At 64.4% G+C, this 18116-nt stretch carries 22 protein-coding genes and 1 pseudogene; 12 read left to right on the top strand and 11 right to left on the bottom strand.

What is annotated here, in order from left to right:
• Window positions 1-40 precede the first annotated feature (40 nt).
• From JL100_RS22240 to JL100_RS22270, 7 genes are all read right to left on the bottom strand, one after another.
• Complete coding sequence (locus tag JL100_RS22240) at window positions 41-841, bottom strand: substrate-binding periplasmic protein (RefSeq protein ID WP_228420839.1); 801 nt, start codon at window positions 839-841, stop codon at window positions 41-43.
• A gap of 139 nt (window positions 842-980) precedes the next feature.
• Entirely contained in the window at window positions 981-1529 is a 549-nt protein-coding gene (locus tag JL100_RS22245; protein WP_202682341.1) for a hypothetical protein, read from the bottom strand.
• Between the two features lie 58 nt (window positions 1530-1587).
• Window positions 1588-1755: a hypothetical protein gene (locus JL100_RS22250; RefSeq protein ID WP_202682340.1), complete on the bottom strand. Its 168-nt coding sequence runs from the start codon at window positions 1753-1755 to the stop codon at window positions 1588-1590.
• 381 nt (window positions 1756-2136) lie between these two features.
• A complete protein-coding gene (locus JL100_RS22255) occupies window positions 2137-2304 on the bottom strand; it encodes a hypothetical protein (protein WP_202682339.1) in 168 nt (55 codons plus the stop codon).
• A 187-nt stretch (window positions 2305-2491) separates the two neighbouring features.
• Complete coding sequence (locus tag JL100_RS22260) at window positions 2492-3340, bottom strand: anti-sigma factor family protein (RefSeq protein WP_202682338.1); 849 nt, start codon at window positions 3338-3340, stop codon at window positions 2492-2494.
• Window positions 3340-3846: an RNA polymerase sigma factor gene (locus tag JL100_RS22265; RefSeq protein ID WP_202682337.1), complete on the bottom strand. Its 507-nt coding sequence runs from the start codon at window positions 3844-3846 to the stop codon at window positions 3340-3342. The genes JL100_RS22260 and JL100_RS22265 overlap by 1 nt, the downstream gene beginning before the upstream one ends.
• A 30-nt stretch (window positions 3847-3876) precedes the next feature.
• Entirely contained in the window at window positions 3877-4305 is a 429-nt protein-coding gene (locus JL100_RS22270; RefSeq protein ID WP_202682336.1) for a hypothetical protein, read from the bottom strand.
• Between the two features lie 27 nt (window positions 4306-4332).
• Here JL100_RS22270 and JL100_RS22275 point away from each other — a divergent pair, with 27 nt between their 5' ends.
• The 7 genes from JL100_RS22275 to JL100_RS22295 all read left to right on the top strand — a co-directional run bounded on the left by JL100_RS22275 (window position 4333) and on the right by JL100_RS22295 (window position 9129).
• Window positions 4333-4521, top strand: a complete 189-nt coding sequence (locus JL100_RS22275) for a CsbD family protein (RefSeq protein WP_202682335.1) — start codon at window positions 4333-4335, stop codon at window positions 4519-4521.
• A gap of 75 nt (window positions 4522-4596) precedes the next feature.
• Window positions 4597-4683 carry a small membrane protein YohP gene (locus JL100_RS37020; protein WP_456115322.1) on the top strand — a complete coding sequence of 29 codons (87 nt, stop codon included), beginning with the start codon at window positions 4597-4599 and terminating at the stop codon, window positions 4681-4683.
• Window positions 4684-4928: 245 nt separating this feature from the next.
• On the top strand, window positions 4929-6473 hold the full coding sequence (locus JL100_RS22280) for a phospholipase D-like domain-containing protein (RefSeq protein ID WP_202682334.1): 1545 nt from the start codon (window positions 4929-4931) through the stop codon (window positions 6471-6473).
• 138 nt (window positions 6474-6611) lie between these two features.
• Window positions 6612-6698, top strand: a complete 87-nt coding sequence (locus tag JL100_RS37025; protein WP_456115323.1) for a small membrane protein YohP — start codon at window positions 6612-6614, stop codon at window positions 6696-6698.
• 66 nt (window positions 6699-6764) lie between these two features.
• Window positions 6765-7082, top strand: a complete 318-nt coding sequence (locus JL100_RS22285) for a hypothetical protein (protein ID WP_228420840.1) — start codon at window positions 6765-6767, stop codon at window positions 7080-7082.
• Window positions 7082-7816 carry an endonuclease/exonuclease/phosphatase family protein gene (locus JL100_RS22290; RefSeq protein ID WP_202682332.1) on the top strand — a complete coding sequence of 245 codons (735 nt, stop codon included), beginning with the start codon at window positions 7082-7084 and terminating at the stop codon, window positions 7814-7816. Before JL100_RS22285 ends, JL100_RS22290 begins: the two co-directional genes overlap by 1 nt.
• Window positions 7813-9129: a DUF2254 domain-containing protein gene (locus JL100_RS22295; protein ID WP_202682331.1), complete on the top strand. Its 1317-nt coding sequence runs from the start codon at window positions 7813-7815 to the stop codon at window positions 9127-9129. The genes JL100_RS22290 and JL100_RS22295 overlap by 4 nt, the downstream gene beginning before the upstream one ends.
• On the opposite strand, the gene JL100_RS22300 is transcribed toward JL100_RS22295, so the two are convergent.
• Window positions 9126-9614, bottom strand: a complete 489-nt coding sequence (locus tag JL100_RS22300; protein WP_202682330.1) for a CreA family protein — start codon at window positions 9612-9614, stop codon at window positions 9126-9128. The two genes, JL100_RS22295 and JL100_RS22300, sit on opposite strands and share 4 nt — an antisense overlap.
• Window positions 9615-9660: 46 nt before the next feature.
• Between JL100_RS22300 and JL100_RS22305 the strand changes: the two genes are divergently transcribed.
• The 5 genes and pseudogenes from JL100_RS22305 (at window position 9661) to JL100_RS22325 (ending at window position 14618) form a co-directional block, all read left to right on the top strand.
• Window positions 9661-10416 carry an exopolysaccharide biosynthesis protein gene (locus tag JL100_RS22305; protein ID WP_202682329.1) on the top strand — a complete coding sequence of 252 codons (756 nt, stop codon included), beginning with the start codon at window positions 9661-9663 and terminating at the stop codon, window positions 10414-10416.
• Window positions 10417-10443: 27 nt separating this feature from the next.
• Window positions 10444-10758: a hypothetical protein gene (locus JL100_RS22310; protein ID WP_202682328.1), complete on the top strand. Its 315-nt coding sequence runs from the start codon at window positions 10444-10446 to the stop codon at window positions 10756-10758.
• A gap of 187 nt (window positions 10759-10945) precedes the next feature.
• Window positions 10946-11983 carry a sodium:calcium antiporter gene (locus JL100_RS22315; RefSeq protein WP_202682327.1) on the top strand — a complete coding sequence of 346 codons (1038 nt, stop codon included), beginning with the start codon at window positions 10946-10948 and terminating at the stop codon, window positions 11981-11983.
• A 33-nt stretch (window positions 11984-12016) separates the two neighbouring features.
• On the top strand, window positions 12017-13321 hold the full coding sequence (locus JL100_RS22320) for a hemolysin family protein (RefSeq protein WP_202682326.1): 1305 nt from the start codon (window positions 12017-12019) through the stop codon (window positions 13319-13321).
• Window positions 13322-13415: 94 nt separating this feature from the next.
• Window positions 13416-14618, top strand: a pseudogene (locus tag JL100_RS22325) (IS3 family transposase).
• A gap of 41 nt (window positions 14619-14659) precedes the next feature.
• On the opposite strand, the gene JL100_RS22330 reads toward JL100_RS22325, so the two are convergent.
• From JL100_RS22330 to JL100_RS22340, 3 genes are read right to left on the bottom strand one after another with little or no spacing between them, the layout of a single operon-like run.
• Complete coding sequence (locus JL100_RS22330; protein WP_202682325.1) at window positions 14660-14857, bottom strand: hypothetical protein; 198 nt, start codon at window positions 14855-14857, stop codon at window positions 14660-14662.
• Window positions 14858-14913: 56 nt separating this feature from the next.
• On the bottom strand, window positions 14914-15831 hold the full coding sequence (locus tag JL100_RS22335; RefSeq protein ID WP_202682324.1) for an ABC transporter substrate-binding protein: 918 nt from the start codon (window positions 15829-15831) through the stop codon (window positions 14914-14916).
• Complete coding sequence (locus JL100_RS22340) at window positions 15828-18113, bottom strand: xanthine dehydrogenase family protein molybdopterin-binding subunit (protein ID WP_202682323.1); 2286 nt, start codon at window positions 18111-18113, stop codon at window positions 15828-15830. Before JL100_RS22340 ends, JL100_RS22335 begins: the two co-directional genes overlap by 4 nt.
• Window positions 18114-18116 lie beyond the last annotated feature (3 nt).

Raw genomic sequence — 18116 nt, forward strand, 5'->3', positions numbered from 1 at the left:
TTCCGTATAGGTCGGACCTATGGGAGAAGATTATGTGCGGTCAGTCCGCTGGAGGTCTCGATTGAGCAGCGGCGACGTAGATCTCCGCCACCGACATGAATTCCTCGCGGTCGCGCAGGGATCGGATGCTTTTATTTATCCGGGCTTTCAGGTCCGCATCCACCGTTCTGCGGCTCAGGGCCAAACTGACCCGGCGCTCGGCTATGGTTACGTTCAGCGGCTCGACGGTCCTGGCGGTAGCCGATCCGCCGTCGAGTTGAACGACCTTCGTTTCACCTAGAGCGGCAACTTCGACATGGGTCGTTGTCAGCAGCGAGAACGCCTCCGCTTCATCCGCCACCTCCCTCAACCTGGATCGGAGCACCGGATCCTTCTTGACGAGGGTTGTGGTCTGGTCGGGGGACAATGCTTTGGGAACAGCCACGGCATATCCTTTCCTGAGCAGATCAAGGACGTTGTTCCCGGAGACTCCTTGTCCGGTTCGACTAAACAGACGCACCTTCTCGATCCGGTATGATGCGGATGCCCAGATGGTCGGGACATCGGGCATGGCCGCATCTCCCAGGATGGCGGCGTCGATGCGCCCGCTCGCGAGAGCCTCCGGCAATCTGCTGGGGGAATACTCGAAAAACACCGCTTGGCAATCCGCCTCCTCGGCGATCATCCCAGCCATATCCGCATCCAGTCCGACAAGACGATCACCATAGATCCGATAAGCGTAGGGCTCGCCCCGGCTCCAGCCGAAACGGATAAGGCAGTCCGCGTCCGCATCCGCTGCCGCCGACAAGAGCACGACAAAGCACAGGAACGGGATGGCTGTCGTGTATCGGTGCTGGAGCATCACAGGACCTGGGCTCCATGGACCTCGGTCTGTGCGCAAACCACTTCAGAAGAATGTCTTTGGAGCGGACATGCTGACTTCATCGTACGGTTCGCTGACCTCCAGATACTCTCGGACATACCGATCTGTCTCCAGTGCGTCATTCAATTCCATAACTGTCGAGAAAGCCGGCCTCGAGATACACCTTCGCACAGGTCCGTAAGATCGGATCCGCCGCTGAGGCGGCGAAGTTCTCGATTTCAGTGAGGAACTGGCTTCCGAAATATGCGTCTGCACCTATTCCATCGACGGCCTGGATGGGATCTGGGCCGGGCGGACTCCCTGATTTCAGGGCGAAGGAAAGGATCGGCTGGCAGGCATAAGCCTGCTCGACGGTGCCGAGGTCCCTGCCGTCCGGTGCAAGGTACCCGGCTCCGATCGCCTTTTCCCGGTAGACCGCGTCGATCCGGGCGATCTGGTCGGGCCGGAGCCAATCGTACGGCCGCATGATGATGTCATCCGGATCAAAGCCATGCAGGACGGTCTTGAAGCCTGCGGCCGAGTATGCCTGCCCATGAAAATCAGTTACCGTCCGGGCAGCATCTTCAGCTTGCTCAACGTTGCGGAAATACCGGTGCAGCCACCCACCCGCCAGCGCCACCATGATGGCCAGGATGACCAGGGCGGATGAACGGCCGATCACTGGCAAACTCAATCCCTCCCGGTCGCCGCTCCGATTACCAATCCAGCCGCTGGCTCGGCTCGCGCTAAACACTCTCCCGGTTGATACGTCGGGCGTCCTGGTCATCCTCCAGGTCATACGCGGCTGTCGCAGCCTTCCTGGCACCGCGCGGGAAAACCACGCTCAGCACACCGACGGTCGTCAACCCGACCAGGAAGATGAATCCGAGACCTTTGCCGAACACACTGAACATCTTTCTTTCCTTTACATGCTGTCAAGATCAACATCATATATACTTGTTGGATCACCGGCCCCCTGAGCGGGATGTCGGTTTCACCTGCTCTCAGGGATCGCCCAGCCAGGACCGGGACGGTGGCCAATCCAACTCGCGGGGGCGGTCGCCGGATCTTATCCTCTCGTCCGCCGGAGCATCACCGTCGAAGCCCGGCCTGACTCTTTGTGGCGTCGTGCTGAAACGATCCCTAGGATGCGTCCCCTCGGATCGCTCCGGACCAGCGGGGTCAAGTATATCCAGTCCCTGAGCCGAAGAAGCCACGCTGAAGAGGCCGAGGACGAGAACCAATACAGGAATGCCCGTGCGGTGCAGCACCTTCATATCGCCCTCCTTCAGCTGTCAGGACCTTGGCGGCGGGACGGTGGCGGCCTCCACCTCGGGACGGGACTGCTCGACCTGGATCTGCGCGCCTTGCGATCCTGTCCTGTCCTCATCCTGCGCCAGGACGATGGGGGGCGCCGCCAGAGTAAGGGCAAGCGCGGTCGTCAGCATCAGGTTCGTTCGCATGGTTCCTCCTTCGCGCATTTATGGCATCGGTCTTGCTCGTCGCGTGCAGCACCGGGGCAATAGCTTCCCCTCTTGGCTGCACGAGCCAAAATGGATTAATGAAATGTCGGGGCGTGTCAGGCCCGGCCTTCAGCCGGGCTTGGGCGATGAGCCAAGGCATCACTGACACTGCAGATGGGCTTTCCGCCTATCCGCGTATCTGGAAGAACGACCGTACCCGCTCGGCGAGGCCGAACTCTGCTTCGGTTTCCGGCGGCGGCATTTTCCGGATCGACCGGTTCAGCCCATGGGCGACCGCCAAGGTTTCGTCACGCGGCAGATCGCTCGCCATCACGTACATCAGGGGACCGTCGGCCCAGTAGGCAACCCGAACATCGTTGCGCTTCTCGGTCACGATCTCGGGATCCGGCTCGGGAAGGCGGGGCTGGATCTGCAAGGTCAGCCGCCGTCCCTGATCGTCCCTGTAGGAGAGCTGGGCCGCCTGCGACCGGTTGGTCGTCGCGGTGACTTGGCTGCCCATCAGGCTGAACCGGTATCGGCTCAGATCCGGGACCTGCAGGTCAACCATGCTCGCCTGCTCGACCCAGTTGATCGGCCGCTGCACCAACTCCGAGGAGGGTGCGGTGTGGTCCGCCACGATTGCCCGTGCTGCTTCGGTATGGGCGAGCGACACGCTTTCGCGCAAGACCGGGGTCGTTGCCTCGGCCCGCGGCAGGAACTCACCCGCCGACCACCCTAGTCCGCATCCCAGCAGAAGAGTTGCCGCCAGCGGCGCCATACGCCTGACCAGCCCCGGAAAGCGGGCCGGCCGCCCCGACTTGAACACCGAGGCCAGCCGGCCGGGCAGAGGCTCCTCGGCGACAGGGCCGTAGATCGCCCGCATCGCCTCGCTCTGAAGCCTGCATCGCCGGACCCACTCCGCCTTGTCCGGGTGCTGGTCCAGGTATGCTTCGACCGCCCGACGTCGCGGTGGGTCGAGGCGGTCGTCTATGTATCCATGCAGGTCGAGATCGTTGATGTCATCGTAATCATCCATCACTTCACCCTTCTCAAGGCGACGGGGCGCACCTCAGCGAGGTTCAGGGACTGCAGAGTCTCGCGGGCGCGGGACAGGCGGGACCGGACCGTCCCGACCGGGACATCGAGCACACAGGCGGCTTCCTCGTAACTCAGCCCTTCCAGAACGACCAGCAGCAGCGTCTCGCGTTGGAGGTCGGGGAGTTCGTCAAGGGCACGCGCCATTTCCTGAAGTTGGAGGTGCCCGAACTGGCGAGCCGGCTGGGCAATGCTGATATCCTCGATCGAAGTGGTCTGCGGCGCGTTCTGGTGATGCTTGGCCAGATTGATATGGACGTTGTACAGAATTTTCAGCAACCATCCGCGGATGCTTCCGGTGCGTTGCCAGAGATGCTGCTTGCGAAGGGCGCGCTCCAGGCACTCCTGCACCAGATCGTCAGCGCGGTCGCGGTCCCTGACCAGGGCCCGCGCGTAGCGCCGCAAGCCCGGTGCCTCTCGTGCGATCAGCCATTCCGTCTCGTCCATGCCTTCCCCCTGTCCGCGCTCTACCATGTGCTACTGGTTCGCGGGCGGTGACGTCTCGGCCGGCGGCGATCCCGCGGGAGGAGTTTCGGGCTCGGAATTGTTGTCGCAGGCCCCAAGCAGGAGGCTGAGCATCGCGCCGCCAACGGCGAATGGGATCCAGGATTGTCGTTTCATGAGATTTCTCCCCAAATCAGGTTGCCGGTATTCGCAAGATCCAGGTGCCAGATTGGACCCGGCATGGGGCGCACCGGCTTCCGGAAACGATGGTTTGAACAGGTCGCCGACAGCAGCCGTGTGGACCTTGCAGGGATAGACACCCTGTTCCGCGAGACGGTTCCAAAATAATTGCAGGTGGATGTCGCTGAATGTCACGACGCGTGCCGGCATCATGTTCTGGATCGAGCTCGCATTTTTTTGGAACCGATCACGGACTGCCGATGTCCTTATCCTGCTCGCCAAGTTTTTTTATCCAGCAAGGAGCAGACAATGAGCGACGATCGGACCGAAGGCTCGATGAAGAAGATGAAGGGCGACGTCAAGGAGGGGGCCGGCAACCTGACCGGCGACAGCAAGCTCCAATCCGAGGGCAAGGCCGACAAAGGCGAGGGTAAGATCCAGAACGCCATCGGCGGCATCAAGGACGCCCTGACCGGCAAGGACAAGACCGACAAGTAGATCCTATCGCGACGGAAGAAGCGGAACACGGCCCCAGGGCCGTGTTTCTAACGCTGCGAACGCAGGAGATTGAAGATGCTCAAGGTTCTGGGTGGTACGGTGGGGGTGATCTTTCTCATCGGCCTGCTGGTCGTGATCGGCATTCTCGCCCTGATTTTCTAGGTTGTTGGACAGGGCGGGTGGAAGCCACCCGCTTCCGGCATCCGTCGGATGATGTCATCGCTCTCGGAGTGCCGAAATGACCAGTGCCTCGAAATATACGCGGGCGGCCGATCCTGAACGTTGTCCGACGCACACGTGCTTCGGAGATTCCTGTGCCTTATAGAACCCGGCCGCTTGCGCCGGGTAGCCCTGGTGCCTTGCTGCGGCCGGGCAGTACCTGCTGGCGTATCGAGCGCGCAAGCCGCATGGCGCTCCTGCTCGACAATGCAACCTACTTCACTGCCGTCAAGGCGGTTCTGGAGCAGGCCCGGCGATCCATTCTGTTGATCGGCTGGATGTTCGATCCTCGGACCTGCCTCAATCCCGGAGATGAGAATCCCCAATCATCCGTCGAAATCGGCTCACTGCTCAATACGCTCGCCCGTGAGCGGCCGGAACTCGACATCCGCTTGCTGATCTGGGACGCGGCTCTGCCGATCACGGCCTCCAGGCATGGCTTCCCGCAGCGGGGAAAGGGGTGGCTCGATGACCGGATCCGCTTTCGCCTCGACGGCTCACATCCCGTTGGCGCCTGTCATCATCAAAAGATCCTTGTCGTGGACGACATGGTGGCATTCTGCAGCGGCGGCGACTTCTCGACCGAGCGCTGGGACACGTCGGCCCATCTGGATCAGGACCCTCGTCGGCGTTTGCCGTCCGGCGCGATCCACGAACCCCGCCATGGATTGACCATGATGGTCGAAGGTGCCGTGGCGAAGGCGCTCGGCGATTTTGGGCGGGAACGATGGCGGCGGGCGACCGGTGAGGATCCCGAGCGCCCCGGGCAAAGCCCCGGCACAAGCCCGTGGCCGGAATACGTGGCGCCGCTCCTCACCGACGTTCCCGTCGGCATTGCGCGCACCGGACCAGCCTGGAAGCACTACCCGGCAGTTCGGGAGAACGAGGCTCTATTCCTGGAAGCAATCGCCGCTGCCGGAAACACCCTCTACATCGAAAACCAGTACTTCGCCTCCTCCAAGATCGGCGCTGCGATCAAGGCGCGTCTGGCCGAGCCGGACGGTCCCGAAATCGTGGTCGTCTGCTCCCCGCGCAGTCCGAGCCTGTTCGACCACGTCGTGATGGACGCCGCCCGTGACGCCCTGGTGGCGGACCTCGGTGCAGCCGATCCCTACGGCCGGTTCCGGGCTTATGCTCCCCAGGCGCCGGAAGGGCGCGGCATCATCCTCCATTCCAAGGTCATGATCGTTGACGACCGGTTCCTCCGGGTCGGGTCTTCCAACCTCAACAACCGATCGATGGGATTGGACACCGAGTGCGATTTGGCCATCGAAGCAGGCGAAGCGGAGCAGGAGGCAAAAACCCGCGCGGCGATCCGCTCCGTCCGCAATTGCCTGGTTGCCCATTTCCTTGGCTGTTCGGAAGAACGCTTCGAGGAAGCGCTGGCCGATCACGGCAGCCTGATTGCGGCCATAGAGAGGCTGGACGGCCCGACCCTCCGGCGCCTTCAGCCACTCCAGCCGTCGGGAGCGGGGATGATCGGCTGGCTGGCTGCAAGACCTCACCTCGGCGATCCGGAGAGTGCGGCCGATACCTGGAGACCGTGGAGGCGTCACAAAGGTCCCGCTCAGGTGCCTTGGCTGGCCGTGACCGCCATGGCAGGCGCTGCGCTGATTGCCTGCTGGGCGATTCGCTCGCGGGCACACCCTGCGATACGGAGGGTTCGTCGCTGCGGCGGCACATCACCATGGAAAGCATCAAGAGGCTGGCCGGCAGCGCACCGGGGACCTTAGGCTCCAGAACGTCATCATCGGCATCAAGAATGGTCCTGAGTGCAACGACAGGCCCAATCGGTAGCCCGGACAGCAGCGATGTGAGGGAACGAGAGTTCCAGGTCTGCGTTTACTTTGAGAAAATATAGGAGATTGAAGATGTTAAAGTTCATAGGCGGTACGGTAGGAGTGATTTTTCTTATCAGCCTGTTGGTCGTGATCGGCATTCTCGCCCTTATTTTCTGATCACCATTCAGCACGGAAGAGCCACCTGACGAGCGCTGGATCATGCTGAAGCGGATATTCGCCTTGATGCTGATCCTGGCCGGAGTGCTCCTGCTGCTCGCCACGGCGCTTCCTTTTATCCGCAGCAATGAATGGTGGGTCCGCATCTGGGATTTTCCCCGTGCCCAGATCCTGGTCCTGCTGCTCCTGGTCGGCGCCGGTATGCTCGCCGTTTTTCCGATCCGCAAGCCGTTCACCGCCCTTGTCCTGACGGCACTCGGCATCGCGGCCGTCTACCAGGCATGGCGCATCTATCCCTACACACCCTTGCATGAGGTCGAGGCAATCCAGGTGCGATCCTGCGACGACGCATCGCGCCTTAGCATCCTGGTCGCCAACTGCTGATGGGCAATGAGAACGCTGAACCCGTGCTGAAGCTGGTGCGGGCACTCGGGCCGGACATGGTCCTTCTGCTCGAAACCGACCGCTGGTGGGACCTGCAACTCACCAGGCTCTGGTCGGAATATTCCTATGTCGTGGCCCATCCCCAGGATGACAGCTACGGGATGCACCTGCTTTCACGGCTGCGTCTGGTCGATCCCCGGGTCCGCTTCCTGCTGGAGGACTATGTGCCCTCCATCGTGACCCGCGTGCAACTCCGCTCAGGCGAAGAGATCGACTTTCACGGCGTCCATCCCAAACCGCCGCCGCTCGACGATACGGAGGAGCGCGACGCCGAACTCCTGCTGGTCGGCCGCCAAGTCCATCGGGACCCTCTCCCGGCGGTGGTCGCCGGTGACTTGAACGATGTCGCCTGGTCCCGCACGACACGGCAGTTCCAGGAAATCAGCAGCCTCCTCGACCCGCGCATCGGCCGGGGCCTTTACCCTACCTTCAACGCCCACTGGCCGCTCCTGCGCTGGCCCCTCGATCACGTCTTCTTCGAGGAGGAATTCGTCCTGCTCGACCTGAAGGTGCTGCCCGGCATCGGATCGGACCATTTTCCCGTCTACGTGTCCCTGTGTCACCGGCCCGGCGCCGCCGCCGTCCAGGCCGAACCGGCCCCGGACCCGGACGATCTCCAGGATGCCGAGCGATCGATCAGGGAGGGCCGCGAGGAGGCCGGCGAGCCGGAATGAGGGAGCGCGTCAGGTATTATCTGGACTGGCTTCGGACCAGCCTGTGGTTCATCCCGCTGCTCATGGGCGTGGTTGCCGTCGCTTTCGCCATCCTGCTGCTGACCTGGGGAGCCGACGTTCCCGACGATATGGTGGAGTACTGGCTGCTCTACGCTGGCGACACCGAAAACGCCCGCGAGCTGGTTTCCACACTGCTGTCGGGCATGATCACCATGTTCTCGCTGGTGGTCTCCATCACCATGGTCGTGCTGACCCTGGCCGCCGGGCAGATCGGCCCCAGGCTGATCCGCAACTTCATCCAGGACCGCCAGACGCAGGCGGTCCTCGGCCTCTTCCTGGCGGACATCCTGTACCTGATAATCGTCTTCCGGACGATCGACGGCGACCGGATGGACAGTGTCCCGCATCTGGCGGTGACGACGGGAACGGCGCTGACGGTGCTGTGCCTGTTCGTGTTGCTGTTCTTCGTCCATAAGCTGGCCCGGTCCATCATCTACGACAACGTGGTTCGCAACGTGGCGGGGGATTTGATGGAGGTGACGAAGCTCCTGCTGCCCGAGAAGAGCGAGGCCCGTCCTGATATTCCTCGGCCGACCCATGACTTCGTGTGGGTTCCGCTCGGTCGGGACGGCTATCTGCAAAGCATCGATCTGGAGGCACTGGTTGAAGCTGCCAGCGAGAACGATGCCTTGATCCGGTTGGAGGTCCGCCCCGGCCATTACATTCTCGGCCGCGGCCGCCACGTGGCGCTTCATTCAACCGCAGCCGGGACGGACGAGACATGCCGGAAAATCCGCGACGCCTTCATCCTGGGCTCGGAGCGGACTCCGACCCAGGACATCGAGTATGGTATCCGGCAGCTTGTCGAGATGGCCACCCGAGCCCTGTCCCCCGGCATCAACGACGTGTTCACCGCACTGGCCGTGATCGACAGCCTTTCCTCATCGCTCGGTCACATCTTCGAACGCGACCTGGAACCGGCAGTCCTGCTGGATGACAGCGGCAGGCCCCGGGTCGTACGGGATATCGCCGGATATGACAGCATCGTCGGAGCCGCGTTCGATCAGATCCGGCAGGCCGGAAGCGGCCATGCGGCCGTGCTCATCCGGCTCACGGAAGCGATCGGGTCGCTTGCTCCCTATGTCCGCTCCGACGAACAACGCCAGCCCCTCCTCGAGCAACTCGACATGATCCGGCGTTCGGCGGACGACAACATCAGTGTTCCCAGGGACCTCACCGCCCTGCACTCGAGTGGAAGCAGGACCCGGGAGCTCCTGATGTCTCTCCCGAAGAAGGATGTGAGGCCATGCTAATCCGGGCGCCCTTCCGCCCAGGATACCTGCTCGTCGAACAACGGCACGGTCGAGATCGCCATCTTGGCGCTGCCTTCCTGGATCTGACGGGAGTACGAGACGTAGATCAGGGTGTTGTTCGCCTTGTCGTAGATCCGCCGGACGGACAGGGACTTGAAGATCAGGCTTCTGCCCTCCGAGAAGACCTCCTCGCCATCCTCGTCGGTCTCGATGTCCCCGACGACGACCGGGCCGGTCTGGCGGCAGGCGATCGACGAGTTCGACGGGTCCTCGAACCAGTTGCCCTGGGACAGGCGATCGATGAATCCGCGGCTGAAGTATGTCAGGTGGCATGTGACTCCCTCGACCTCGGGATCGGTGATCGCCTCGATCACGATATCGTTACCCGACCAGTCCGTGCTGATCTCCCCGACCTGCTCCGCCGCGGCCGAGGTCGCGGTGATCGTTGTCGCGATCAGGAGAATGGATGGCAAGATGCTTTTCATGAAGGATTCCTGAGTCTTGCTGCGGAGCCACAGACCGGAAGGCACTGTGTTCACAGGCATTTTGCTGGGGTTGTCCTTGAACAACAAAGGGAAGCCCATCGTTGCACCAAAGGTCTTGCTAAGGAATTGGGCATGGAGGGAACTGAAAGACGGGAATGGGATGGATAGGCTTGAGTGTTCCGGTGATGCAGGAAAGCCCGACACGGCACCTGCATCCCAGGTCCTGAAAGAGGTCCGCGTCGAGGCCCAAGGCGACAAGGTAGCGGTCGGCGACGTGCTGGATGGAGCTGGCGCGCGGGTCTATGGCCTGGCGCTTCTGCTCTTCGCCCTGCCCGAGGCGCTGCCGCTGCCGATCGTCGGCCTGACCGCCGTCGTCGCCATTCCGCTGGCCATCGTATCCGTATGGCTCGTCCTTTTCGGGACCGGACGCAGACTGCCGGGCTGGATAAGGCGCAGGACGATCAAGCGGTCCTGGCTGGAGGCCGGCATTTCCAAAGCGGCCGGATGGCTGGAATGGCTCGAGAAGTTCTCCCGGCCACGCATGCCGGAATGGACGGACCTCGGGCGGCTGTTCGGGGTCGCGTGCCTGCTGCTGACCGTCATGCTGGCCCTGCCGATTCCCTTCGGGAACATCGCGCCGGCGCTGTGCATCGCGGGCATCGGCTTCGGGATTCTTCAGCGCGACGGTGCTGTCGTTGCCGCATCCTTGGCGTTGTCCGCCGTCACCCTGGCAGCCATGTCGGCCGCCATCTACGCGATCGGCTGGGCCGCCCTGGACGTCACCGGCGGCCTGTTCACCTGAGACGGTCCACCCGTACCGGAGAAAAACATGGATTCGAGATCAGAGGCCCACAGGGAAGTCGCCCTTGAGATCCAGAAGCTGGCCGAGGAATTCGAGCGGAGTGACGAACTCGCTTTCCGGCGGAGCCGCATGGTCTGCTGGGTCGTGGTCGCGGCTGCCACGCTCATCGTCCTGTTCCTCCTCGTGGTCGGCGCCGATTGGCGTTACCTCGGCGCCTTCTGGATCGTGGTCGTCGGCCTGACCTGGGGGGCGTACTGGGTTTCCGCTCGCCGGCAGCGCCAGCAGACGAGCCTGCTCAGGAACCTGGCGGACCGGTGGATGAGCGGCTCGCCGACCGCATGACTTCGCCGAGCCATATCCCCCAGTTCGCATTCCGTGTCCCCGTCGAGGAACCCGTTCATGTCCTGGAGTGTCACTACAGCCGAGTCGGTTCTTCTCAGCAGGAGTCCATCGATGCCGCAACCCGTTGCCGAGGCAGCCGACAGACCGTGCCGCCAACAGACTTCCAGTACTCCCCGGGGCGGCTGAGGTGCTTCTTGACCTGACGGATTTTTCTCTCGCCGCGGTGATCGGCATCTTCGTGGCTTGTGCCCTGGCGATAGCGTTTGCCGGCGCCAAACTGGCCGGCGTCGCGGACACGCTGGCGGACCGGACCGGCATGGGCGAGATCATCGCGGGCGCCCTGTTCGTCGGCGGCAGTACCTCGCTGCCCGGCATCATCACCTCCATGACGACCGCCAGCGAGGGCTATGCGGGGCTGGCCATCGGCAACGCGGTGGGCGGCCTGACCGCCCAGACGACGTTCCTGGCGGTCGCCGACCTGGTGTACCGGCGGGCCAACCTGGAGCACGCCGCCGCCTCCGTGACCGGCCTGGTCCAGGGCACGCTGCTCGTCACCATGCTGACCATCCCGCTGCTGGCGATGGCGTCGCCCGAGATCACGATCCTCGGCGTCCATCCCGCCACCATCGTTCTGTTCGTCATGTACGGCTTCGGCCTGAAGCTGCTGTCGCGGGTGAAGGCCGACCCGATGTGGTCGCCGGTGATGACGGACTACACGCAGGACGAGGCCCAAGAGGCCGATGAGGGCGGGGATCGTCGCGCGACGTCGAGGCTGTGGATGCTGTTCGCGGCCTATGCCGCGATCACGGCGGTCGCGGGATACCTCATCGGCGAGGCGAGCATCGCCCTGGTCGGCCTGACCGGCCTGTCGGAGACGGCGGTCGGCACCGTGTTCACGGCAGTGTCGAACTCCCTGCCGGAGTTGGTGACCGCCATCGCCGCGGTCCGGATCGGCGCCGTGAGCCTGGCCGTCGGCGACATCATCGGCGGCAATGCCTTCGAGGTGCTGTTCCTGGCCGCAGCCGACATCTTCTACCGCTCCGGCTCGATCTACCACCGGTTCACGGACGAGAACGTCTTCACCACGGTCCTGGCCATCCTGATGACCGGCATCCTGCTGCTCGGCATGCTGCGGCGCCAGCAGCAGGGGATCGCCAACATCGGCTTCGAGAGCGCGCTGGTGCTCGCCCTCTATGCCTGTTCCGTCGTGCTGGTCTTCACCTGACCGTTCCCATTCACTCTGTCCCCGGATCCCTTCATGTTTGAGATCGTCATCATCATCGCGCTGACCCTGCTGAACGGGGTGTTCGCGATGTCGGAACTTGCCGTCGTGTCTTCGCGCAAGGCACGGCTCCAGGGCATGGCCGACCAGGGTGTCCACGGCGCGCGGGCGGCGATGCGCCTGATCGACAACCCGAGCCGGTTCCTCAGCACGGTCCAGATCGGCATCACGATGGTCGGCGTCGTCGCCGGCGCCTACGGCGGCGCCACCCTCGGCCAACGGTTCGGGACGTGGCTGGACAGCTTTCCGATTTTTGGCGGTTACGGCGAGGCGGGCGGCTACGTGGCCGTCATCGTCGCGATCACCTACCTGTCGATCGTGCTCGGCGAACTCATCCCCAAGCGCATCGCGTTGCGGGCGCCCGAGCGCACCGCCTCGATCATCGCCGGTCCCATGAGGACCCTGTCGCGCATCACGGCTCCCTTCGTCTGGCTCCTGGGAACGACGACCGATCTCCTGCTGCGCCTGCTCGGTCTCCATGGCGGACGTGAGGAGACCGTGACCGAGGACGAGGTTCGGTCCATGATCAGCGAAGGTACCGAGGCGGGCGTGTTCGATCCGCGTGAGAAGGAGATGATCGACGGCGTGCTGCGCCTCGCGGACAGAACCGTACGCACCATCATGACGCCACGGCCGGACGTGGTCTGGCTCGATGTCGGCGACAGCCAGGAAGACATGATCAACGAGATCCGCACCTCCGGGCACTCGCGCTTCCCGGTCTGCCGGGGCGAACTGGATGAGATCGTCGGCATCGTCCACAACAAGGACCTGCTCGAACTCGCCTTCCAGGGCAAGGCGGTCGATCTCGCCACGGTCGCGGCCAAACCGCTGGTGGTCCATGACGGCACCGCGATCCTGAAGCTGCTCGACATGATGAAGCGGTCCGGCCTGCACATGGCGATCGTGGTGGACGAATACGGCAGCGTCGAGGGCCTGGTCACCATCACCGACATCCTGGAGACCATCGCCGGCGACTTGCCCGAGCCGGGAGAAGCCGCCGAGGCTGATGCGATCCGGCGCGACGACGGATCCTGGCTGGTGGATGGCTCCATGCCGGTCGATGAGTTCGAAGACGTGCTCGGCGTTCGCGACCTGCGGGAAGGCGGCGATTATCATACCATCGCCGGGTTCGTCCTTCACGGCATTGGGCATGTTCCGAAACCCGGGGAGTCGTTCGAACATCATGGTGTTCGCTTCGAGGTGATGGACATGGACGGCCGCCGGATCGACAAGATCCTGGTCGTGCCGGCTGCTCCGGTGGTTGGGGAAGAGGTGGAGTGACGAACACGGCTGTCCATCGTTCACGCCGATGTGACCTTGCCCCCGTGCAGCGCCTCCCATAGCCGGGTAAGTTCGGCGAGAGGATGGAGGCGGAATGACGAAATCAACGAGGGCACGCTACACGCTGGAGTTCAAGGAAGAGGCCGTTCGTCTGGTCACCGGTGGCGAGCGGGTGGCGATGGTCGCCGGGAATCTCGGCCTGTCGGAGCAGACGCTACATATCTGGGCCAAGGCAGCGGGCAACGGTGGGTTGAAAAGTTCTGCTACACCGGCAGTCAGTGCTGAACAGGTGGAAATCAGTCGTCTACGAACAGAATTGTCGCGTGTGAAAATGGAGCGCGGCATCTAAGAAAACAGCGGCGTACTTCGCCAGGGAGTCGCTGTGAAGTACGCCTTTATCGAGCGGCACCGACGGGACTGGCCTGTCTCGATAGAACGCTCTGTCCTGGATGTCAGTGCCAGAGGATTTCATCAATACCTGCGTCGGACAAGAATCCCCGACAAGGACGTGGGGCGCGTCAGTGACATGGCCCTGCTGACCCACATCAAGGCGATCCATGCCGAACCAGGCGGGCGCCTATGGATGGCGTCGGATCTGGCGTGAGCTGCGGCACCGAGGCTTTCGGGTCGGTAAGGAACGGGTGCGCAGGATGATGCACGACAACGCCATTCGGGCGCGGTCAAAGCGGAAATACAAAGCGACGACCGACAGTAATCATGGCTTACCAGTCTCGGACAACCTGCTGAACCGTAACTTCCAGCCGGAACGGCCGGATCTGGTTTGGACCGGGGACGTCACGTATATTGCTACGCAGGAAAGCTGGTTGTACCTGGCCGTCGTCATCGACCTGTTCAGCCGGCAAGTGGTCGGCTGGGCGACGGGCGAGCGCATGACACGACACCTCGTGATCGACGCCCTGACCATGGCATGGTTCCGGCGGCAGCCGGCGAAAGGTCTGATCTTCCATTCGGATCAAGGATCGCAATATGCCAGTACCGATTTCCAAGCGACCTTGCGCCGCTACGGCATACGCGGACCAATGAGCCGCAGGGGCAATTGCTGGGAACCCGTCAGGGTCAGCGAAGCTTCCACTCGGTGACGGAAACGCTTTTCGGCTCGTTGAAGGTTGAACGCCTGCATGGCATGCACTTCGAGACCCGGCGCCAGGCCAAAGTTGAGGTTGTTGACTGGCTGACCTTCTACAGCCGGAACAGAATGCATTCTACCCTGGGCTACACAAGCCCGATGGCGTTCGAGGAAAATTGGCGTCGCCAGCAGGAAACGTTGGCGGCATAACTCAGGCACTATGGGAGGCGCTGCACGGGGGCAAGGTCAGGTCAGTCGCGGTCGCGCTTGGCGTGCCGCTCCTGTTCTAGTTCCAGTTCGCGCACCCGCACCAGAGCCGTGCGGCAGTACTCCTCGCGCTCGACCGCCGCGGACCCGCGGGCCTTGAGCTTGCGGCGCTGGCTGGCCGCCGCATCGCCGTCCAGTTCCGCCTTGAATCCCTTCAGCCGCTCGCCCATTTCGGTGCGCAACGCCTCCAGCCGGCCGCAGCGGCGGAACGACGCGGTTCATGATCGCCTAACCCGGCTCACACCGCCTTCCGGACGCTGACCGCGACGATCCTGTCGTATGGGATCGGACCGGACACAATGCCCACCTCCTGGGAAAAGGCGATCATGCCGGCGACCAACCGCTCCGGCAGGCGAGCATCGTAGAACGGCAGGTCGCGCCGGACCAGTTCGGCGATCAAGCCGGTTTCCGCAGGCGGGAACAGCGCTCCGGCGATACGGGTCGCCACCTGGGGATCGTCGCGCAGCAAGGCCTGCGCCTCGGCGACGGCGCGGGCCATGCCGACGGCGGCTTCCGGCGTCCGTTCGATCAGCCGGTCCGTCGTCGCCACGATCGCGGTCGTGTAATCGAAACAGTCGGCCGGCCCGCCGCCGCGCCGGGGATCGAGAAGCACCATGCCCGTGCCGCTCCGGACGGCCAGTTCCGCCCCCATGCCGTTCGCCCAGAACCCGTCGATCAGCCCTTCGGCCAGAGCCCGGGCGGCGGTCACGCCGTAATTGACCCGCGCGCCGGCGGCGCCGGGGATCGGGACGATCGTAACCCCGTCACGGACGCCGTCGATGCCCGACGCGGCCAGCAGCCGCTCCAGCGTCAGCCGCACCCAGGGCGCGGCACCGATCCGGCATCGCCGCAACCCGGCGGCATCGCCCCGCTCCAGGCCCAGGTCGTTGCGCATGACCAGGAACCAGTAAAGCCCCCGGGACTGGGCGCAGATCAGCTTCACGCCATGCCAGTCGGGAAATGCCGACACGGCGGAATGGGACGAGCCCCCGACGAAATCGACCGTTCCGTCGCGCAGCGCCCGATACGCCGCATCCACCGGCGATATCACCTCCAGCGCGACATCCAGCCCGTGCTTGCGACAGAGGCCCAGTTCGATCGCCGCGATGGCCGGGAAATAGGAGGGCGAGACAAGGTCCGGGATCGCCAGCTTCATTCGGCCGCACTCCGCCGTTCCGGCATAGTGTCCGCATCGAGACGGTCGAGCGCTTCAAGCACCCGCTCCGGAGTGAAGGGGGTCCGCGTCACGCGGGCGCCGGTCGCATCCTCGATCGCGTTCGCGATGGCCGCAGCGACCGCCAGCATGCCGCTTTCCCCCAATCCCTTGGCCCCGAACGGCCCCGGCCCCAGCCCGTGCTCCTCCACGAAGCAGTCGAACCGGTCCGGCAGGTCGGCCGCCATCGGCACCCGGTAGGCCCGGGGATCGGCGTTCTCCGGCACCGCGCCGCCGCGATACCGCAATTCTTCGAACAGGGCCAGCCCGAACGCCTGGAGCGCCGCGCCGGCGATCTGCCCGACGCACGAGGCCGGATCGATCGCGTGGCCGGCGTCGGCGCCGACGACCAGCTGCAGGACCCTCAGGCGGCCGGTCGCCCGGTCCACCTCGACCTCCGCCCCGGCCCAGCTCGGCATCCAGAACAGGTTGCGGGCCCGCACCGGGGATCGCTCGTCGAACGGCACCTTCATCGCGCCGCGCCCGATGAAGACATGGCCGACCCCGCCGAACCAGGAGGCGACCATAGGACCCAGCGGAAACGTCTCCCCGCCCCGCCGCACCGCCCAGCCGTCCAGGACCAGATCCTCCGGACCGCATTGCAGATGCCCGGCGGCGAACCCCAGGATCTGCGCGCGCGCATCCTCCGCCGCGCGCTGGACCGCGGTTCCGGTGACCGTGGTGCCGCAGCTGACATGGGTCCCGTTGTTCAACGGGGTGCGGTCGGTGTCGATCGGGGCGTAGCGCGCGTTCGCCAGCGGCAGGCCGAGAGCCAGGGTCGCGATCCGGCACAGGGTGGTCGCGGCTCCCTGGCCGATCTCCGTCGTGCCGGCGCTGACCGTAACGTCTCCGGTCTGGCTGACGGTCACGATGGCTTGGGCATGGTTGCCGGTGCCGCCGCCGTCCTTGATGCCGACGGCGAGCCCCATGCCGCGGCCGGCACTGACGCTTCGTCCATGATACCCGATGCGCCGACAGACCTCGTCCAGGCCGCGCCTCAGGTCGCTGTCCATGCCGCTGTCGCCGGGGGCGAACGGCTCGCCGACCTCCAGCAGGTTGCGCCGGCGGAATTCCAGGGGATCGATGCCGATCCGCCGCGCGATCATGTCGATCTGGCATTCCGAGGCATAGCTGGCCTGGGTGCCGCCGAAGCCGCGATAGGACCCAGCCGGGACGGTCGTGGTGCGGACGATCGACGCCCGGGTCAGCACCGATTTCCAGCGATAGGGGCCGGTGATGCGATATCCAGCCTTGAGTGCCACCATGGCGCTCGCATCGGCGTAGGCGCCGCCGTCAAGGCGCAGTTCCGACCGCCGGGCGACCAGCCTTCCGGCGGCATCGACGCCGGTGGTCAGCGTCAGGATCCCGGCATGCTTGGTCAGGGTCAGCAGGCTTTCGTCGAGGGTCAGGGCCAGCCGCACCGGCGCCCGAGCCTTCATCGCCATCAGCACGATCAGGGGCTCGTGCTTGCAGTAGCTCTTGCCGCCGAAACCGCCGCCGATCATGGGCGAATGGATGCATATGTCATTGACCGGCATCCCGAACATGCGGGCGATGTCGGTGCGGATCATGAAAGGATCCTGGTTGCAGGACCACAGCTCCACCCGCCCCGCCTCCACCCGCGCCACGCCCGAGTAGGGCTCCAGGTAGTAGTGGCCGATGCGGGAGACCGCGAAGCTGTCGGTGGACACGTGGGCGGCCCCGGCCAGATCGGCAGCGACGTCACCCCGGGCATAGCCGTATTCGTACAGCACGTTCGGCGCCGGCTCGTTGCGGCTCCAGGATCCGGCGCCGACCCCCAGCGGCGGACCGGGATGCGGTTCGTCGAACAGCAGCGGCGCGCCGGGCGCCAGCGCTTCCTCGATCGTCGGGACCGGCGGCAGCGGCTGGTAGTCGACATCGATCAGCTCCAGCGCCGCCAGCGCCGTCATCTCGTCCACCGCCACCACGGCGGCGACCGGATCGCCGACATACCGGACCTTGTCGATCGCGATCACGGGCTGGTCGCGGACCGAGAAGCCGTGGCGTGGGTCCGGCATCCGGGCCGCGTCCTCGCCCGTGACGACGCACACGACGCCCGGCAGCGCCAGCGCCCGGCGTGCATCGACGCGCAGGATGCGGGCATGGGGATGGGGGCTGCGCAGCAGCTTGGCATGGCGCATGCCGGGCAGCGCCGCGTCGACCGCGTAGCGGACCTCCCCCGTGACCTTGGAACGGCCGTCCATCGC

The sequence above is a fragment of the Skermanella mucosa genome (assembly GCF_016765655.2).
GTDB lineage: Bacteria > Pseudomonadota > Alphaproteobacteria > Azospirillales > Azospirillaceae > Skermanella > Skermanella mucosa.